Annotated in this window: 14 protein-coding genes and 2 pseudogenes; all 16 read right to left on the reverse strand. The window is 37.8% G+C overall.

Features of this window, described 5'->3' with window-relative positions:
* Positions 1-35 precede the first annotated feature (35 nt).
* Positions 36-797, reverse strand: a complete 762-nt coding sequence (locus tag M0Q46_00270) for an undecaprenyl-diphosphate phosphatase (GenBank protein ID MCK9582055.1) — start codon at positions 795-797, stop codon at positions 36-38.
* A 219-nt stretch (positions 798-1,016) separates the two neighbouring features.
* Positions 1,017-1,457: a hypothetical protein gene (locus tag M0Q46_00275; protein MCK9582056.1), complete on the reverse strand. Its 441-nt coding sequence runs from the start codon at positions 1,455-1,457 to the stop codon at positions 1,017-1,019.
* A gap of 22 nt (positions 1,458-1,479) precedes the next feature.
* On the reverse strand, positions 1,480-3,573 hold the full coding sequence (locus tag M0Q46_00280) for a polyribonucleotide nucleotidyltransferase (protein ID MCK9582057.1): 2,094 nt from the start codon (positions 3,571-3,573) through the stop codon (positions 1,480-1,482).
* 117 nt (positions 3,574-3,690) lie between these two features.
* Positions 3,691-3,948 carry a 30S ribosomal protein S15 gene (gene rpsO / locus M0Q46_00285; GenBank protein MCK9582058.1) on the reverse strand — a complete coding sequence of 86 codons (258 nt, stop codon included), beginning with the start codon at positions 3,946-3,948 and terminating at the stop codon, positions 3,691-3,693.
* A 75-nt stretch (positions 3,949-4,023) separates the two neighbouring features.
* Positions 4,024-4,923: a riboflavin biosynthesis protein RibF gene (gene ribF / locus M0Q46_00290; GenBank protein MCK9582059.1), complete on the reverse strand. Its 900-nt coding sequence runs from the start codon at positions 4,921-4,923 to the stop codon at positions 4,024-4,026.
* The gene (gene truB / locus M0Q46_00295; GenBank protein MCK9582060.1) at positions 4,916-5,629 is read right to left on the reverse strand and encodes a tRNA pseudouridine(55) synthase TruB; all 714 of its coding nucleotides are present in this window, start codon (positions 5,627-5,629) and stop codon (positions 4,916-4,918) included. Before truB ends, ribF begins: the two co-directional genes overlap by 8 nt.
* Before the next feature lie 58 nt (positions 5,630-5,687).
* Positions 5,688-5,783, reverse strand: a pseudogene (locus M0Q46_00300) (DHHA1 domain-containing protein).
* A 393-nt stretch (positions 5,784-6,176) separates the two neighbouring features.
* Positions 6,177-6,596, reverse strand: a pseudogene (locus M0Q46_00305) (DHH family phosphoesterase).
* Complete coding sequence (gene rbfA / locus M0Q46_00310; protein MCK9582061.1) at positions 6,589-6,984, reverse strand: 30S ribosome-binding factor RbfA; 396 nt, start codon at positions 6,982-6,984, stop codon at positions 6,589-6,591. The pseudogene M0Q46_00305 and the gene rbfA overlap by 8 nt, the downstream one beginning before the upstream one ends.
* Before the next feature lie 5 nt (positions 6,985-6,989).
* On the reverse strand, positions 6,990-9,335 hold the full coding sequence (gene infB / locus M0Q46_00315) for a translation initiation factor IF-2 (protein ID MCK9582062.1): 2,346 nt from the start codon (positions 9,333-9,335) through the stop codon (positions 6,990-6,992).
* A gap of 32 nt (positions 9,336-9,367) precedes the next feature.
* Positions 9,368-10,621 (reverse strand): transcription termination factor NusA, encoded by a 1,254-nt coding sequence (gene nusA / locus M0Q46_00320; GenBank protein MCK9582063.1) that lies wholly within the window; start codon positions 10,619-10,621, stop codon positions 9,368-9,370.
* A 34-nt stretch (positions 10,622-10,655) separates the two neighbouring features.
* Positions 10,656-11,111 (reverse strand): ribosome maturation factor RimP, encoded by a 456-nt coding sequence (locus M0Q46_00325; protein ID MCK9582064.1) that lies wholly within the window; start codon positions 11,109-11,111, stop codon positions 10,656-10,658.
* Between the two features lie 114 nt (positions 11,112-11,225).
* Entirely contained in the window at positions 11,226-13,028 is a 1,803-nt protein-coding gene (locus tag M0Q46_00330; GenBank protein MCK9582065.1) for a hypothetical protein, read from the reverse strand.
* Entirely contained in the window at positions 13,025-14,152 is a 1,128-nt protein-coding gene (locus M0Q46_00335; GenBank protein MCK9582066.1) for a hypothetical protein, read from the reverse strand. Before M0Q46_00335 ends, M0Q46_00330 begins: the two co-directional genes overlap by 4 nt.
* Positions 14,153-14,239: 87 nt before the next feature.
* Positions 14,240-15,433, reverse strand: coding sequence for a tetratricopeptide repeat protein (locus M0Q46_00340; protein ID MCK9582067.1), 1,194 nt, complete (start codon positions 15,431-15,433; stop codon positions 14,240-14,242).
* A gap of 79 nt (positions 15,434-15,512) precedes the next feature.
* Complete coding sequence (locus M0Q46_00345) at positions 15,513-17,237, reverse strand: proline--tRNA ligase (GenBank protein ID MCK9582068.1); 1,725 nt, start codon at positions 17,235-17,237, stop codon at positions 15,513-15,515.
* Between the last annotated feature and the right edge of the window lie 6 nt (positions 17,238-17,243).

Raw genomic sequence — 17,243 nt, forward strand, 5'->3', positions numbered from 1 at the left:
ACATTGCCCTATTAAATTACATAAACACAAACAGCTTACTTTGCAAACAGAAAAACCAACACACTTACAACAAGACAATAAAACCCAAAAATATAAAGTTTGTTATTGTTTAAAAGTTTAATGAGGTAATGGATTGCAAATAAGCCAGCTATAACAGCAACAAGCATACCTACTGCCACAGAGCTATAAGACACGCCAATATCACCAGAAAAATCTTTAAAACCTAATAAAGCTGCGCCAAGCACAGCAGGCACAGAAAGTAGAAAAGAAAAGCGGGCTGAATCGGAACGCTTATACCCTAACAACATTGCCACAGCAATTGTTGAACCAGACCTTGAAATGCCAGGCATTATGGCTAAACCCTGAGCAATACCAATTAGCAAAGCGTCGCCTATGCCAAAGCTATTAAACGCTTTTTTTTCTTTTCCAAAAAATTGGGCAGTAAATAGTATGATTCCGGTAAAGAATAAAAAAACAGCTACTGAGCTTACCGATGAAAATGTCTGTTCAAAATAATCTTTGCCGGCAAAACCAATAACGGCAGTGGGTACCGATGCAAGTATTAGTAGGTAAAGTGTTTTTTTATCAGTTGTAAAAAGCGCGGGGATATCTTTACGGAAATAAATGAGAACGGCTATAACGGTTGCCAAGTGCAACATTATGTCAAAAAAAAGTTCAGGCTTATTCCAGCCAAGAAAGTGTTGAAAAAATACAAGATGCGCACTGGATGATACAGGCAGGAACTCAGTCAGCCCCTGAACAAAACCCAATATTGCCGTAGTTAATGTTTCTGCCATATATATCCTTTAACAAAATTACTATACGTTAAAGTGTATTCAACCCTGAATTTGCACAAAATAAAAATGCCGGCCGTTTGCCTGCCCAAATTATTTTGAGCAAACCACCAGCCGATAAATTAAACTGCAAATTATTTCTTAAGTGCTACAGTTACCACAGGGCCGGAGTTTGTAATTAAAACTTTATTTTCCCGCAAAAACCAATCAAATCGTGCATATTTATAGTTTTTCAATTACAAAAATATCTTGACCAACACTAACTGCTTTACCATTTTCTACAAGTATTTTAACTATCTTTACCCTAGCATCAGCTTTTATTTCATTCATAACTTTCATAGCTTCAACTATGCAAAGAGTTTTACCGACTTCTACCACATCGCCCTCTTCAACAAAAGCCGGAGATGATGGAGATGCCGATCTATAAAACATACCTATAATTGGCGATTTTATGCTATGACCTACGACAGCAGAACTCTCAGGAGCAGTTTCCTTTTGTTCTTGCACATAAACAACTCTATTTTCTTTTGTTTTTCTTTTAAGCGAAATTTGAAAGTTTTCATCTTTCAACTCTAAACGCTCTATACCTTCATTTTTCATGAGGTTATAAAGAGCATCAACTTTTTCTTTTATGGGGTTTGATGTTCCGTTCTGCTTTGTCATACAAAACTCTCCGATAATTTTGTTATTTATGACCTTCTAAAAGTGCGGCCTTGCGGCTTAAATTTATACGGCCTTGGCTGTCAATTTCAATTGCCTTAACTGTTATCTCATCACCCTCAGAAACCACATCCGACACATTTTTAACAGGTGTTTTATCTAACTGAGAGATGTGAACAAGACCTTCTTTACCCGGAAGGACCTCTACAAAAGCACCAAAGTTCATTATTTTTGTAACTCTGCCTTTGTAAATCTTGCCAATCTCAATTTCTGCTGTTAAAAAATCAACCATGGTTTTTGCACTGTCAACTGCGGCAGAATCGGTGCTTGATATAAACACACGGCCATCTTCTTCAATATCAATTTTAACACCCGTTTCTTCTTGAATGCGTCTGATATTTTTGCCGCCAGGCCCAATAAGAGCACCTATTTTAGACGGTGATATCTGAGTTGTAACCATTTTTGGAGCATAAGCAGACATTGTACTTTTGGGCTTACCAAGTGCCGCATCCATTATATCAAGAATTTTTATTCTGCCTTGTCTTGCCTGCTCAAGAGCCTTTGCCATTATCTCAACTGTTAAACCTTTGATTTTGATATCCATTTGAAGCGCGGTAATACCATTCCTGCTACCAGCAACCTTAAAGTCCATATCGCCTAAATGGTCTTCCATACCCATAATATCAGAAAGAATTGCGTACTTATCACCCTCTTTTACAAGCCCCATGGCAATGCCGGCACAGCTTGCTTTTACATTTACGCCGGCATCAAAAAGCGCAAGTGAACCACCACAGACCGAGGCCATTGATGATGAACCGTTTGATTCAAGTATATCTGAAACAATTCTTATTGTGTACGGGAAAACATCTTGTGATGGCAAAATAGGATAAAGGGCTCTTTTTGCTAACGCACCATGACCAATTTCCCTTCTGCCTGGGGAACGCTCAGGCTTTGGTTCACCGGTTGCAAAACCAGGGAAGTTATAATGGAGCATAAATCTTTCTTTATACTCTCCATTTAGCTCATCCATTATCTGCATATCTCCTGGTGAGCCAAGTGTTACAACAGCTAATGCCTGTGTTTGCCCACGAGTAAAAAGCGCACTTCCATGAGCTCTGGGTAAAATGCTACTCAAGCATTCAATCGGTCTAATTTCATCTAATTTTCTACCATCGGCACGAATGTTTTTTTCAAGCACTAATGCTCTAGCACTTTGATAAAAAAGATCTTCCAATGCGCCTACTATATAAACCGCGCTTTCAGGATATTTTTCTGAAAATTTTACAATGGTCTCTTTTTTAAAATCACCCCATGCTTCATCTCTTTCCGACTTTCCTTTACGGCTTATTATTTCACCCATAAAAGGCTTTGCATATTCACAGACATCATTAACAAGGGTACTGTTTACTTGAGGAATAGAAACTGCAACCTTTTGTTTTCTGGGCAATGACAATTGAAACTCACATATTTTTTTAACTTCACTTTGCGCTAAAGAAAGTGCTTCAATCATTTCTGTTTCTGAAAGCTCTTTTGCCCCAGATTCTACCATTGAAAGTGAATCCATAGTTCCTGCAACCACAAGGTCAAGTGATGATAATTTTTGCTCTTCAGTTGTTGGGTTTACAACAAGTTTGCCGTCAATTTTACCAATGCGTACGGCGCCAATTGGAGTGTCATAAGGAATATCGGATATCATTAACGCAATTGAAGTGCCTATCATTGAAATAACATCAGTGTCGTTAATTCCGTCCGAGGAAACAACCATTGCACTAATTTGTGTTTCTCTGTCCCAACCTTCCGGAAACATTGGCCTGATGCTTCTATCAATTAAACGGCTTGTTAAAATTTCGCTTTCATGAGATCTACCTTCTCTTTTAAAAAACCCACCAGGAATTTTACCGGCGGCATAAGTTCTTTCTTTGTAATCGACAGTTAATGGAAGAAATACATTGCCATCTATAAAAGCCTTTGGCTTTGATGCCGAAGCCGCGCTAACCAATACAGCTGTTTCCCCAACACTTATAAGACAAGCACCACTTGCCTGTTTTGCCATGCGGCCAATTTCAACCGTGTATGTCTTTCCTGCAACATCAAACTTACTTACGATAACTTCATTCATAACTACCTTCCCTTTTTAGACGCCCCAAAAACAAAGACACAAAAGATCCAAAAACGCTCCCCATTAGGAAACTTTTTGCATCCTTTGCATCTTGGGAACGACTGTTTTTATTATTATTTATTTTCTCAACTCTAATTTTTGAATTAACTCTTGATATTTTTCTTTAGAGTTTTTCTTAAGATATTCCAACAGGCGACGACGCTGACCAATAAGTTTAAGGAACCCATGACGAGAAGTAAAATCTTTAGGAAACTTTTTAAAATGTTCTGTAAGAAGATTGATTCTGCCTGTCAATAACGCTACCTGAACTTCCGGCGAACCTGTGTCTGTGGGGTGTACTTTGTACTTCTCAACAATCGGCTTCTTGTTAAGCATCTTCGCTCCTCATTTTTATACTTAATTTATTTTATTTACTGCTTTATTGCCTTTGGGGATTTTAACAAAAATATCTCATAATGTAAATAATTTTATATCTTTTTCTACAAGTTTATTGGCACGCTCAATATCTGAGGCTATCGCACCTTTTAACTCCAAAATACTTTTAAATTTTTTTTCAGAGCGTAAATGAGTGCAAAAATGTACTTTTGTTAACTTGTTTGGCCAATTTCCGCTAAAACCTACCAGATGCGCCTCAAGACACAAAGACCCATTTGACATTAAAGTTGGCCTGTATCCCACGCTAATCACAGCTCTGCGCAGTACAATATCGGATGCAAGTTGCACAAAACCACTAAATATACCTTGTGGCAATATTATTTCATTGTGCGTTTTGATGTTAATAGTAGGAAAACCTATCTTAGTTCCCATCCCTCTGTCTCTATATGCAAGACCAGTCACAACATAAGGCCTGCCAAGTAGTTTTGCGGCATAGTAAACACGACTATTGTGTATAAGAGTGCGTATTCTTGAAGACGATATTGCCATATTCCTGTATGCAAGCGGTTTAACGGCAACCAGCTTTGAGCCAAACACTACAAGATTTTTTTTAAGCCAGTTTATATCTCCGTGCCGCGCATAACCAAGTGCAAAGTTGGTGCCAACAACAAGGTAACGCATATTAAGTTTTTTTCTTAAGAATTCTTTTACAAACTCATCCGGAGTTATTTGTATAATACTTGGGTCTACCTCTAAAAAAATAACCTCATCAACGCAAAGCTTTGAAATAAGCTCTTGTTTTTGCTCCGCAAGTGTAAGTAAACCGCTTACCGACCTTACAGGTTTGCTAAGAGCAATTACAACGCTTTTGAGTTTTTTTTGGCGAGCTATAGAAATTAAACGGCTTATAAGATACTTATGCCCTCTATGGAAACCGTCAAATGTGCCAATAGACACAGCACTTGGTTTATGCATTTGTTAAACTCATTAAAGTTTCTATTGAAATTACTTTTTGCATAAGATTTTCTATATTGTCTTTATTTATTTCTTGCATATCAATGGAGTCTGCATAACTAAAAACTCCTGAGCTTTCTCTGCGTAAAAACTCTAATGTTGCCCCACAACCAAGCTTTTGCCCAAGGTCTCGTGCTATGCTTCTTACATAAGTTCCACTTGAACATTTTATTGTGCATAGCACACTTTTGCCATCACACTCTATTGTTTCAATACTATTTACAGTTACTAACCGCTCTTTTCGCTCAATACTTATACCGGCACGCGCCAGCTGATAAAGTTTTTTGCCTTGCACTTTAATTGCACTAAACATTGGTGGTATTTGAGCAAGCTCACCTACAAATGTAGAAAGTGCCATATTTACCTCTGAAACACCAAAAGGTTCAAAGGGTTTTTGTTCAATAATAGTTCCTGTAATATCGTCTGTGTCTGTAGTTGTACCGAAGAGAATTTTAGCAAGGTATGTTTTTTCGCACCGCATCAGTTTGTCTTGCAGTTTTGTTGCTTTTCCAAATACTACCAAAAGAACACCTTGCGCCATTGGGTCTAATGTGCCGCAGTGCCCCACTTTTTTTACGCCAATTACTTTTTTTACACGATGAACAACTGCAAAAGATGTTATGCCTTTGGGTTTATTAATGTTTAAAAGGCCGCTTTCAGGAAACATTAAACTTCTCTACTAAATAACTGCTAACGACTTTAATTGCATCATCTATGCTGCCTAAAATACTGCACCCAGCTGCATTTTTGTGCCCACCGCCGCCAAAGTGCCCTGCTACTTCGTTAACATCAAAATAATCTTTTGACCTAAAGCTTACCTTGACTTTACCGGACGCATCCTGACGGAACAGCGCCCCAACAACACATTGCGGCAATAAAAGCGTATAATTTATAAGCCCTTCAGTTTGGCTGTCTTTAGCCCCTGCATTAACCAATACTTCGGGTGTTACAACCATATAGGCAAATTTTCCACCACACTCTACTTTAAGCGAGTTAAATGCCTCACCAAAAAGTTTTAATGTTGAAAGCGACATACTTGCATAAACTTTTTCATAAAGCTCCACAGGTCTTACGCCTGAGTCAACCATTCTGGCGGCAAAACGCAATGAGTTGGAGTTTGTGTTTGACTGCTGAAATTTACCTGTGTCGGTAAGCACACCAACATACAAACAAACGGCTTCTGAGGTTTGAATTTTTTCGTTTAAGGCATAGAAAACATCTGCCACAAGTTCGGCGGTTGAAGAGCTTTTTGAATTTACATAATTTATATGCCCAAATGTGCCGGCACTAATATGATGATCCATATTTATTATTACCTTTGCCTGATTTGAAGAAATAATAGCGCCCATGCGCTCAAGGTCGGAGCACTCTAAAATAATTGCCAAATCATAGGAAGATTCTGTTTTGGGTGCAATTATAATGTCTTTTGCGCCAGGGAGAAACATCAGGTAATCGGGTATTGGGTCTTTGCTAAAAACACTTGGCAACTTACCTAATCGTTTTAATAAAGACGCCAAAGCAAGCGCCGAGCCAATTGTGTCGCCATCTGGCTTTAAGTGACCTGCAATAAAAACACTCTGGCTTTGTTTTATTACTTGCGCAATGGCTGTTGGTTCGTTTTTTTCTTCAAGCATTTTTTTTCTTGGTTGTTTTTCGGCGGGTTTTTTTTGGTTCTATTTTTTCCTGCTCAATTTTATGAAGCAATTCAAATATCTTTTGAGCTTTTTGTGAAGTGTCATCGTACTGAAAAAAAAGTGTTGGTGTTCTGCGCAGATTTACTCTGCTGGCCAATTCGTGGCGCAAATGGCCTATGGATTTCTGAAGTATTATTTTAGAACTTTCAACAACCTCAGGCGTTCCTATTACTGAGTAAAATACACGAGCATCTAATAAATCATCGGTCAATTTTACACCAGTAACAGTTACAAAACCAAGTCCAGGTTTATTAAACTCCAAAATAATTTTAGAAAGTTCTTGTAAAATCAGTTCAGCCACTCTAGTTGAACGCTTATATGCCAGCATTTCAATTACTCCGCAAGTTTTCTTGCCACTTTTTTCTGCTCAAAAACTTCAATTACATCGTCTACTTTCATTCCAATGAAATCGCTTATACCAATACCACACTCATAACCCTTTTCAACTTCTTTTGCATCATCTTTAAATCTTTTAAGCGACACTATAGAACCTTCGTGAATTATAACACCGTCACGCATAACTCTGGCAGTTGCGCCTCTAATTATTTTGCCTTCTAAAACCATACTTCCCGCTATGGTTCCAATTTTAGATGCCTTAAAAACCTGCCTAACTTGTGCTTTTCCTACTAAAACCTCTTTTATTTCAGGTTCAAGCATACCTTCCATAGCGGCCTTAACATCGGCTATTAAATCATATATGATTTTATAATTTCTTACGCTTACACCTTCGTGTTCAGCAATTCTTTCCGCCGCAGGTTCTAACTTTACATTAAAACCTATCACCAACGCATCTGAAGCGGCCGCAAGCATTACATCGGACTCATTTACATTACCAACGCCACAATGAATTATGCGTAAATTTATTTCTTGTGATGGAAAACGCTCTAATGAGTCACGTATAGCTTCTATTGAACCCTGTACATCGCCTTTAACAACAATTCGCAAATCTTTTATTTTACCTGCACTTACATCTTCCAAAGACAGATGGTGGAGCGGCCTAAGATGATTTTCACGAATTTTTGATGCTCTGGTTTGTGCAATATCTCTTGCAATGCGTTCACTTTCAACAACCACAAACTTATCACCAGATTGTGGCGTGGAAGTTATACCAAGTACTTCTACAGGTGTGCTTGGGCAGGCACTTTGCATTCTAATGCCATGTTCATCTTGCATTGCGCGTACTTTGCCATAAGTGTTACCGATAACAAAATTATCGCCAACTTTCAGAGTTCCCCTTTGAATTAAAACAGTTGCAACTTGCCCTCGCCGAGGATCTAACTTTGCTTCAATCACCACTCCTGAAGCATTACTGTTTGGGTCAGCCTTTAGCTCCATAAGCTCGGCTTTAAGCAAAATCATTTCAAGAAGCAGGTCAATGTTTATACTTTTTTTAGCTGAAACATTTATTGTAATTGTATCACCGCCCCAATCTTCAGGGACTAACTTATATTTTGATAACTCTTGCTTTATTTGTTCGGGATTTGCACCTGGAAGGTCTATTTTATTTATAGCAACTATAATCGGCACATTGGCAGCTTTTGCATGGTCGATTGCTTCAATTGTTTGGGGCATAACTCCGTCTGTTGCGGAAACAACAAGCACTACTAAGTCGGTTGCTTTTGCACCCCTTGAGCGCATAGCCGTGAATGCCTCATGGCCTGGAGTGTCTAAAAACGCAATTTCACCTTTTGCGGTTTTTACTTTGTAAGCACCAATGTGCTGTGTAATACCACCCGCCTCACCACCTGCTATATTACTTTTTCTAATCGCGTCTAGTAATGAGGTTTTTCCATGGTCAACATGGCCCATAATTGTAACTACCGGAGCGCGCGGCAACAACTTTGCGGGGTTTTCAATAACTTCGTGTTCAGCTTCATCTTCATAAAGTGAAACAAATGAAACCTCGTAGCCAAACTCTGTGGCAAGCAATTCTGCAGTGTCAGTGTCAATTTTTTGGTTTATTGTGGCAAGAGAACCCATGGTCAAAAGCTTCTTTAAAACATCTACGGGCTTTTGGTTCATTTTCTCAGCAAGAATACGCACAGTTATGGTTTCGTTTATTGAAATTTTCTTTATCTTTTTTTCTTCTTCTATCTCTGGGGCATTCTGAGTTTGTTCGGCTGGGTTTTTTGGCGCATTCAATTCGGCAAGTTTTTCTTCAACCGCTTTGTTAATTTCTTCCGCGGTTCTTGGAACTGCTTTTTTAGTTTCTTGCTTTGGTGTTGCAACATCTACAACAACTGCCTTTACGGGTTTACTAACCACCTCTTTTTGAATATTTAAAACAATCTTTTTCCCTTTATGTGCTTTTTTATTTTGTTCTTTGGGTTCTTGTGGTTTTGGCACATCAGGTTTTACGCTTTGGTCTTCCTTTTTCGCTGCAACTTTTTTCTTAGCAGATACTTTTTCAACTGCAGATATTTTTATAACCTCGCCGGTTTGCTCTTTTTTTGGCTGCACTGCCGCTTTTGTTTTTTTAGCTACAGTTGCTTTGGCCGATGAAACCTTTGAAGAGGTGGTAGTTTTTTTAACCTTTTTTTTAGCATCAGAAATAACAGCCACACCAACTTTTGCAACAGCTGCTTTTGGGGGCTTTGCAGTTTTTTTATCTGTATCGGCAACTTTCGCAGTCACTTTCTTTTTAATTTCCTTAACTTCTTTTGCTTTCTTTTCCGTCATTGTTAGTTTTCCTCTCTGGCATTGCTTGTCATTTACTTAAGCTGCTTTTTGGCTGAGTTAATTATCTTTTCGGCTGTTTTTGCGCCAATACCCTGAAAAGCTGTTAGTTCATCTACACTGGAGTTCGCAAGTTTTTCAATATTTGCATACCCTGCTTTTATAAGTATTTCAGCAGTTTTAGGACCTATACCTTCAATACTTGTAAGCTCCTGTGCCGATGTTGCAATCCTCTGTAATGACTCTGCATGGCGCTGCCCTTCCGACTTTATATCAATATGCCAGCCGGTAAGCTTTGCGGCAAGGCGCACATTATGCCCATTTTTGCCAATGGCAAGCGAAAGCATATCATCGGAAACAATAACTTCCGCGCTTTTATTTTCTGGTGAAATTATATTAACACTAAGCACTTTTGCGGGTGAAAGTGCCGATGCAATGAACTTTATTGGGTCGGTTGAAAAAGGAACTAAATCTATCCTTTCACCGTGCAATTCATCTATTATTGGCTTAACTCGCGCACCCTTAACGCCTACACAAGCACCAACAGGGTCAACTTTTGAGTTGTTTGAAACAACAACAACTTTGGACCTCAATCCCGGCTCGCGCACAATATTTACAACGTCAACTAACTTTTCATAAATTTCTGGAACCTCAACTTCAAAAAGGCGCTTTACCATATCGCTATGAGAACGAGAAAGCACAACAACAGGACCGCGTGGTGTTTTATCAACACGCACAACCAAAGCTCTTATATGGTTGCCAATTGTAAAACGCTCCCTCGGAACCTGCTCAGAAATTGGCAATATAGCCTCAATTTTATTTAAATCAACCACAATGCTTCTATTCGCAAAACGCCAAACAACACCACTAACAAGCTGGCCTGTTTTTTTAGTGTATTCTTCAAACAGTTTATCTCTTTCTGCCTCGCGTATTTTTTGCACAATCACCTGTTTTGCAGTTTGGGCGGCAATTCTTGAAAAATCTTCTGTATCTAATGGAATTCTTATTTCATCGCCTTCTTTAGCATTTGGTGAAATTTTCTTAGCTTCCGCTAAATCTATCTCAAGCATTGAATTATTAACAATCGCAACCACGGTTTTTATAACATTTGCCGAGAGGCGAGATGTTTCTGTATCTACCTTTGCTTCAACATTAACATTTTTGCCAACATGCTTTTTATACGCGGAAACAAGAGAACTTTCAATTACCGCGATAATATCTTCTTTTTTTATGTTACTTTCCTGTTCAATTCTTTGCAATGCGTCTAACAACTCATTTCTTTCCGACATACTCCCTCCAAATAAATATTCTTTATTATTTAATTTAATCTAACTCTGGTGCAATACGAGCTTTGTAAACATTGCTAAAAGCAATGAGCGCCTTTTTCCCTGTAACATCATCTATCTCAAGTGTCCCATTATTAAACGACAATAACTTACCGCTAAAATTTCTCTGATTATCAAATGTTTGATGTGTTGTAACGCGCACACCCTTGCCAACAAATTTAATAAAGTCCTTCTCTTTCTTTAAAACTCTGTCTATCCCGGGTGAAGATATCTCAAGCATATAATTACCAAGCGATGGAAACTCTGCATCCAAAAAAGTGCCAAGTTCTCTGCTTAAAGCAGCGCAGTCATCAAGTTTTACTCCGCCTTCCTTATCAATAAAAACCCTTAACACACGCCTGCCAAACTCAGAAACATTTTGTATGTCAACAAGCTCTATTGCAAAGCGTGCAACAAACTCTTCAACTTTTTTTTCAATATCAATGTTTAACATAAAACCCCGAATTCTTGTAAAAAAATAAGAGTGGCAAACTCCCCACTCTTAAAGTAATTATAGCAAAAGCATTGACTATAAAGCAACAGCAACACAGGTATTTAAACAACAGTTTTAGTTTAGCTCTTTTTTTACGCGTTCAAGGGCTTTAGTTGCTTTTTCGTGAGCAGGATTTAAGCGCAGTGTTATTTCCCACAAACGAATTGCTTCCGATGCTTTGCCCTGCGCATACATAATAAGGCCTTCTTTGTACTTTTTGTCGGCTTCGGCAACATTGACCACCACCTGCTCAGTTTTTGGTACATCAGCCATGTCTTGCTTTTTGCGGGTTTTTTGCTGTGGTATTGTTTTTGAAAGTTCTTCAATTGACTTTTTAAGTAGCGCAGATGCCTTGTCTTGCCAGATAAGCGCAATATTGCCTTTTAAAGTTTTACAATAAACAATAAGTTCTTCCATTTTCTTTACGCATAAAACGAACTCTTTATTTGCAAAATGCTCTTCGCCTTGTTTATATAAACTATTCGTTTGCGCCTGTTCGTGCGCTTCTTGTTGGGCTAATTGCATATCTGAAAGATGTTTTTTTGCAATTTCTATGTATTTGTTTAGTTCTACACGCTTATTATTTATTTCAAGCGTTTTATTCCACTGCGAAAGTGCGGTTCGATAATCGCCAGTTTTGTAAGCGATAAACCCTTCAGCATAAGATATTTTTTCAAGATTGGAGCCATCGTATTTAGCATCTTGCTCCATTGTATTTACAATGTTTTGGTTAATTTCTCTGGCAGGAGCGCACTCCGAATATTCAAGTAATAAACTACAAAATTTTTCATCGGCATCAAGGTATTGTTCTGTATGATAGTCGGCTTTTGCTTGGTTGAAAAGTTTCTCCATCTCGGTTTTTCTGGCATTTTCAATTTCTTGTGCTTCTTTATAAGCCGATTGCGCCTCTTCGTAAAGTTGGGTATCTTTTTTATACTTTTTTTTGCTTTTCTTTTTTTCTTTAGAGCCCCATAGCACAGTTACACCAAAGCGATTAAATGCGGCATACTCCAAAAAGTCAATTGCATAATTAAATTGCATAAAACCGATGTTGTAACCAAAACCGGCGTTTATACGATTTTCATTTATGCCACATCTTAATAAAAAACTCTCTAAAAATTTATATTCAGAGCCAATGGCAAAAGAACTTTTTTGCTCCTCATTTTTCACATCACAGGAAAAAGCTAGTGTGTCTGAATTAAACACCTTTTGCAAAACCGGAAATGAAAATACAAAGCCAGCTCTATAAATTTGCGGGTAACGCTCATTGACAGATACAAGCTTAATTGTGGGCTCAAGCAAGTTTGCCACAGAAGCGCCAACACTAATGGTACTTAAGTTTCCAAAAACCGCGGGACCAGAAAAACTTTTAGATAAGCCCATGTCTAAACCAACTGAGCCTGCTTTTTTATCAACAAAATCTAAATAAAAATACTTTAGTGAACATCCTGTTTCCAATGAATACAACTCTTTGATCTTATACGCCACGCTTGCGGAGCCAAGATATGTATTTGTTTTTATTATTCTTGGCACATCGTTTATGTTTTGCCTTAGCTCAATATCACCACTTGAAAGGTTTGACAACATCAATCCTGCACGAACACTTTCACTTAGTATAAGAGCAGTAGATAGGTTTGAGTAATTGGTACCGTCAAAAAGTAAAAAATGCGAAAAAACAGCATTGTTTGTATTCAACCTTGAAAGCAAAGATGGATTGTAAAAAGCCGAAGAGGCATCATCGCACTGTGCACAAGAGGTTTCTCCCCTGCCATAAGCCGCAACAGACGGCCCATGCGAAAAAAACGTCGTTCTTTGCGCGGCAGAACCAACGTTTAAAACTATGGATAATGCGAAAAAGACAAACAGAATTTTTTTCATTTCATTATTAGTAAGCGGCAAGTATCTTTATCTTCTTTTGAACCGTAAAGTTTTTTAATTACACAAACATAGCTGCCATTATATAGAACTGAGCCGGAGTCATCTGTACCGTTATATTCAATTTCATTTATTCCAGAAGGCAGGTTGTCTAAGGTGCGTTGCCAAACCAAATCGCCAAACTCGCTATAAATACTAATTGAAGCACTACCATTTTGCGACATATCAACAACAATGTGTGTTTTATCGGTTGAAGGGTTAAACGGGTTTGGGTAATTAAAACTGCGCTTTATCGTAGCTATGGTTGTAAATGAATACTTTTTACTGAGTGAGCTTGCGCCGTAGTTATCAATTGCTTCAACCTGCCAAAAGTATTGTGTGCCATAATCAAGCGACTTCAATGTAAACTCAGTTAGCGGCCCTTCGTATATTTGGCTAAGCAATGAACTGTCTTTTCCAAAAAACAACCTGTATGTAACATTTGAACCTTCTGGGTCTTGCGCAAGCCACTTTAGTGTTAGCAAACCATTTGAAACAAACGCATTATCGGACAAACCATTATTTACAAATCCACTAGGCCTTTCTGTTATGGCAAATGAGCTTGCCACAAGGTCGTAAGTTCCGGGGTATTGGGCATTTGTTGCAGAATAATAATACCAATATAAGCCGGGTGTTAAATCTGCTTCTTTAGAGTATTGCAACGCGCCATTTGTGGAATTTTTAAAATCAAGGGTGAGAGTTGTTTTCTGCGCAGAACCATCTTTCCAATAGCAGACCAAAGGGTAACCTAAAGATGGAATGTTGCCATAAGGGTCTGTATAATTTAATGAAAATGTTGCCTTATTTTCTGAGGGAATGCAGAAGAAGTATGCACTGTGCGCACGGCTAACTAACTGTGGGCTTTCAAAAGCAACAAAGTCGACAAAATTGAAAAAACCTGTTTGTATTTCAAAACCATCAGGGTGGCTTTTTAGCTCACAAGAAGAATCTGCGTTGTACAAATCGACACTAACGGAGGCAGAAGATGGAAACAAAGAACAAGGAGCTATCGCAGTGAAGGCCTCAAACCCAAAACCACTTGATAAATCACACTGTCCTATTTGAGCAAATATAAGTAGAAAAAGCACGGCAAGCAATGTTTTTTGAATTATTGCATCCTTTGTAGATTATTTTCTAATTTCATATACAATAACACTACACCTAAAAAATATTTTTTACTTCCAACTTATTCCATTTTCTTTTAGGTATTGCTGCGCTTTTTCGTGTCCAAGGTTAGCAGCTTGCTTATAGCAATCAATTGCTTTGACCTGATCTCCTTTTTCGCCATAAGCAACACCCATATTTGCGTAGGCGTCAGAGTATTTTGGACTGATGTTTATGGCTTTTTCATACTGTTCAATTGCTTTACCATACTCTTTTTTATTTATATAAGCCGTACCCATATTATTGTAAACTTCAGAAAAATTTGGATTTATTTTTATTGCTTCTATATAGAGTTTAATTGCTTTATTGTAATCACCTTTGTAATGATATGCAAGACCCATTTTAAAATACGTTATAGAATCTTTTGGATTGATGTTTATTGCTTTTTTATACTGCTGAACTGCTTTGTCATTCAATTTTTGGGCAATATAAACATCGCCCATATTGCTATATGCATCAGAATATTTTGGATTTATACTTATTGCCTTATTATACTGCTCAATTGCTTTGTCGAAATTCCCTGCTTTACCATAAGCAATACCCATATTATTGTATATCTCGGAACTTTTTGGATTTACCTCTATTGCTTTCTCATACTGTTTAATTGCTTTGTCATACAACCCTTTGGCAACATAAGCAAGACCAATGCCTGCATATGTTTGGAAATATTTTGGATTTACGCTTATTGCTTTTTCATATTGCTCAATCGCTTTATCATAATCACCTTTTAAGTAATAAATAACTCCTAAATTATTAAAGGCCTCAACAAATTTTGAATTTATACTTATACCTTTCGCATAGCATTCAATTGCTTTGTCAAAATTCCCTGTTTTTCCATAAGAAACACCCATATTATAATAGGCCTCAGAATATTTTGAATTGATGCTTACAGCTTTTTGATACTGTTCAATAGCTTTTTCCATATTGCCCATTTTGTCATAAGCAATACCCATATTATAATAAGCCTCAGAATACTTTGGATTAATGCTTACAGCTTTTTCGTATTCTTTAATTGCCTTTTCAATACTACCTGATTCATCATAAGTAACACCCATATTGTAGTAGGCCTCATAATCTTTTGCATTAATGTTTATTGCCTTCTCAAAGCGTTGAGTTGCTTTGTCTATATTGTCCGTTTCACCATAAGCGACACTAATCATAATGCACAACAACATCATTACAATTCCAATTTTGAAAAACTTCATTTATAAATTCCTTTACTATGTTGTTTTAAGTATTGCAGACAAAATAAATGCTTTGACACACCACTAAAACGCTATTGAATTATTGCACCTGTAGTAATTTATTTTTTAATTTTAATATAGTGGCAATTGCGTCTTGGCTTGAAACAAGCATAACTTCACCTGAATGCCTTAGTTTTATTTCTATTTTGTCGTCTTTTAGGTTTTTTTCACTTACTACTACTTTTATTGAAATACCAACCAAATCGGCATCTTTAAATTTAACACCGGCCCGCTCTGCTCTATCATCAATTAATACATCTACACCAAGTTTTTGCAAATTTTTATAGAGGGTTTCGGCAACTTCTGCGGTTTTTGGCTCGTCAATGTTTACAGGTATAACAACAACCTCAAATGAGGCAAGAGCAATTGGCCACTTTATGCCGTTTTCATCATGGGATTGTTCAATGGTTGCAGCAACAATTCTTGAAACTCCTATGCCGTAACAGCCCATTATACTTACTGTTTCTTTGCCTTCTTTGTTTAAATATTGCGCGTTCATAGCTTTTGAGTATTTTGTTCCAAGTTTAAATGTGTGCCCCACCTCTATGCCGCGGCAAAACTTAAGCTCTTTGCCGCAAGTTGCGCAATAATCATTATGTTTTACTTTTCTTATATCGGCAACTATGTCTGCACTAAAATCTCTGCCATAGTTTATGCCTGTAAGGTGATAATCTGTTTTATTTGCGCCTGATACCGCGTTTAACATACCACAAATAGCATTATCTGCCACTATTTTTACTTGTTTTTTTAAACCGACCGCCGGACCCGCAAAACCCCGTGTCGCACCACTTACCTCTTCTATAACGCTATCTTTTGCAAGCACAATTTCATTTGCCCCAAGCAAGTTTTGTAATTTATTCTCATTTATTTCACAGTCGCCACGCACTAAAGCAATTACTGGTGTGCCATCTGCAACATAAATTAGCGTTTTAATAAAGTTGTCTTCTCGTTTACCTATTAGTTTGCTAACCGAAACAACACTGCCAACACCCGGGGTATGAACTTCTTTTAGCGCATCCATTTTATCTGATAATGGTACTTTTTTTGTTATTTTAAATACTGCTTTTTCGGTGTTTGCACCATAGCCGCAATCGCAAAAAACAATTTCTTCTTCACCTGTATCGGCTATTACCATAAATTCATGCGAAAAACTGCCGCCTATCGCACCGCTTGTTGCCTCTACCGCTCTAAACGAAAACCCACAACGAGCACAAATTCTTTTGTAAGCATCAAAAACTATTTTATAATACTCGTCAGCATTTTTTTCGTCCGCATGAAATGAGTAAGCATCTTTCATATAAAACTCTCTGGCGCGCATTACGCCAAAACGAGGCCGTATTTCGTCGCGAAACTTTGTACCAAACTGGTAAAGCATCATTGGAAGTTGCCTGTATGAACGAATTTCGTTTCTTGCAAGTGCTGTTACTGCTTCTTCGTGAGTTGGGCCAAGGCAAAAGAGAGAATCTTTTCTATCGGAAATTCTAAATAGTTCTTTTCCGTAAATTGCCCAGCGGCCTGTTTCTTCCCACAGTTCTTTTGGCAACATTATTGGGAATAAAACTTCATTGCCGTCTATAGAGTTCATTTCTTCACGAATAATATTTTCAACTTTTTTTAATACTTTTAAACCAATTGGCAACCATTCATAAATGCCTGAAGCAACTTTTCGTATCATTCCGGCCCTAAACATTAGCTTTGCGGATATTACATCGGCATCCGAGGGTGCTTCCCTTAATGTTGGAAGAAACAACTTTGAGTAACGCATTTTTGC

The sequence above is a fragment of the Endomicrobiales bacterium genome (assembly GCA_023228045.1).
GTDB lineage: Bacteria > Elusimicrobiota > Endomicrobiia > Endomicrobiales > JALOBY01 > JALOBY01.

Excerpts from the sequence above, each read along its gene's own strand:
- truB (MCK9582060.1), bottom strand. The coding sequence starts at position 5,629 with ATGTTTCCTGAAAGCGGCCTTTTAAACATTAATAAACCCAAAGGCATA.
- nusA (MCK9582063.1), bottom strand. The coding sequence starts at position 10,621 with ATGTCGGAAAGAAATGAGTTGTTAGACGCATTGCAAAGAATTGAACAG.
- ribF (MCK9582059.1), bottom strand. The coding sequence starts at position 4,923 with ATGCATAAACCAAGTGCTGTGTCTATTGGCACATTTGACGGTTTCCAT.
- M0Q46_00280 (MCK9582057.1), bottom strand. The coding sequence starts at position 3,573 with ATGAATGAAGTTATCGTAAGTAAGTTTGATGTTGCAGGAAAGACATAC.
- M0Q46_00340 (MCK9582067.1), bottom strand. The coding sequence starts at position 15,433 with ATGAAGTTTTTCAAAATTGGAATTGTAATGATGTTGTTGTGCATTATG.
- M0Q46_00330 (MCK9582065.1), bottom strand. The coding sequence starts at position 13,028 with ATGAAAAAAATTCTGTTTGTCTTTTTCGCATTATCCATAGTTTTAAAC.
- M0Q46_00275 (MCK9582056.1), bottom strand. The coding sequence starts at position 1,457 with ATGACAAAGCAGAACGGAACATCAAACCCCATAAAAGAAAAAGTTGAT.
- rbfA (MCK9582061.1), bottom strand. The coding sequence starts at position 6,984 with ATGCTGGCATATAAGCGTTCAACTAGAGTGGCTGAACTGATTTTACAA.
- infB (MCK9582062.1), bottom strand. The coding sequence starts at position 9,335 with ATGACGGAAAAGAAAGCAAAAGAAGTTAAGGAAATTAAAAAGAAAGTG.
- M0Q46_00270 (MCK9582055.1), bottom strand. The coding sequence starts at position 797 with ATGGCAGAAACATTAACTACGGCAATATTGGGTTTTGTTCAGGGGCTG.
- rpsO (MCK9582058.1), bottom strand. The coding sequence starts at position 3,948 with ATGCTTAACAAGAAGCCGATTGTTGAGAAGTACAAAGTACACCCCACA.
- M0Q46_00345 (MCK9582068.1), bottom strand. The coding sequence starts at position 17,237 with ATGCGTTACTCAAAGTTGTTTCTTCCAACATTAAGGGAAGCACCCTCG.
- M0Q46_00325 (MCK9582064.1), bottom strand. The coding sequence starts at position 11,111 with ATGTTAAACATTGATATTGAAAAAAAAGTTGAAGAGTTTGTTGCACGC.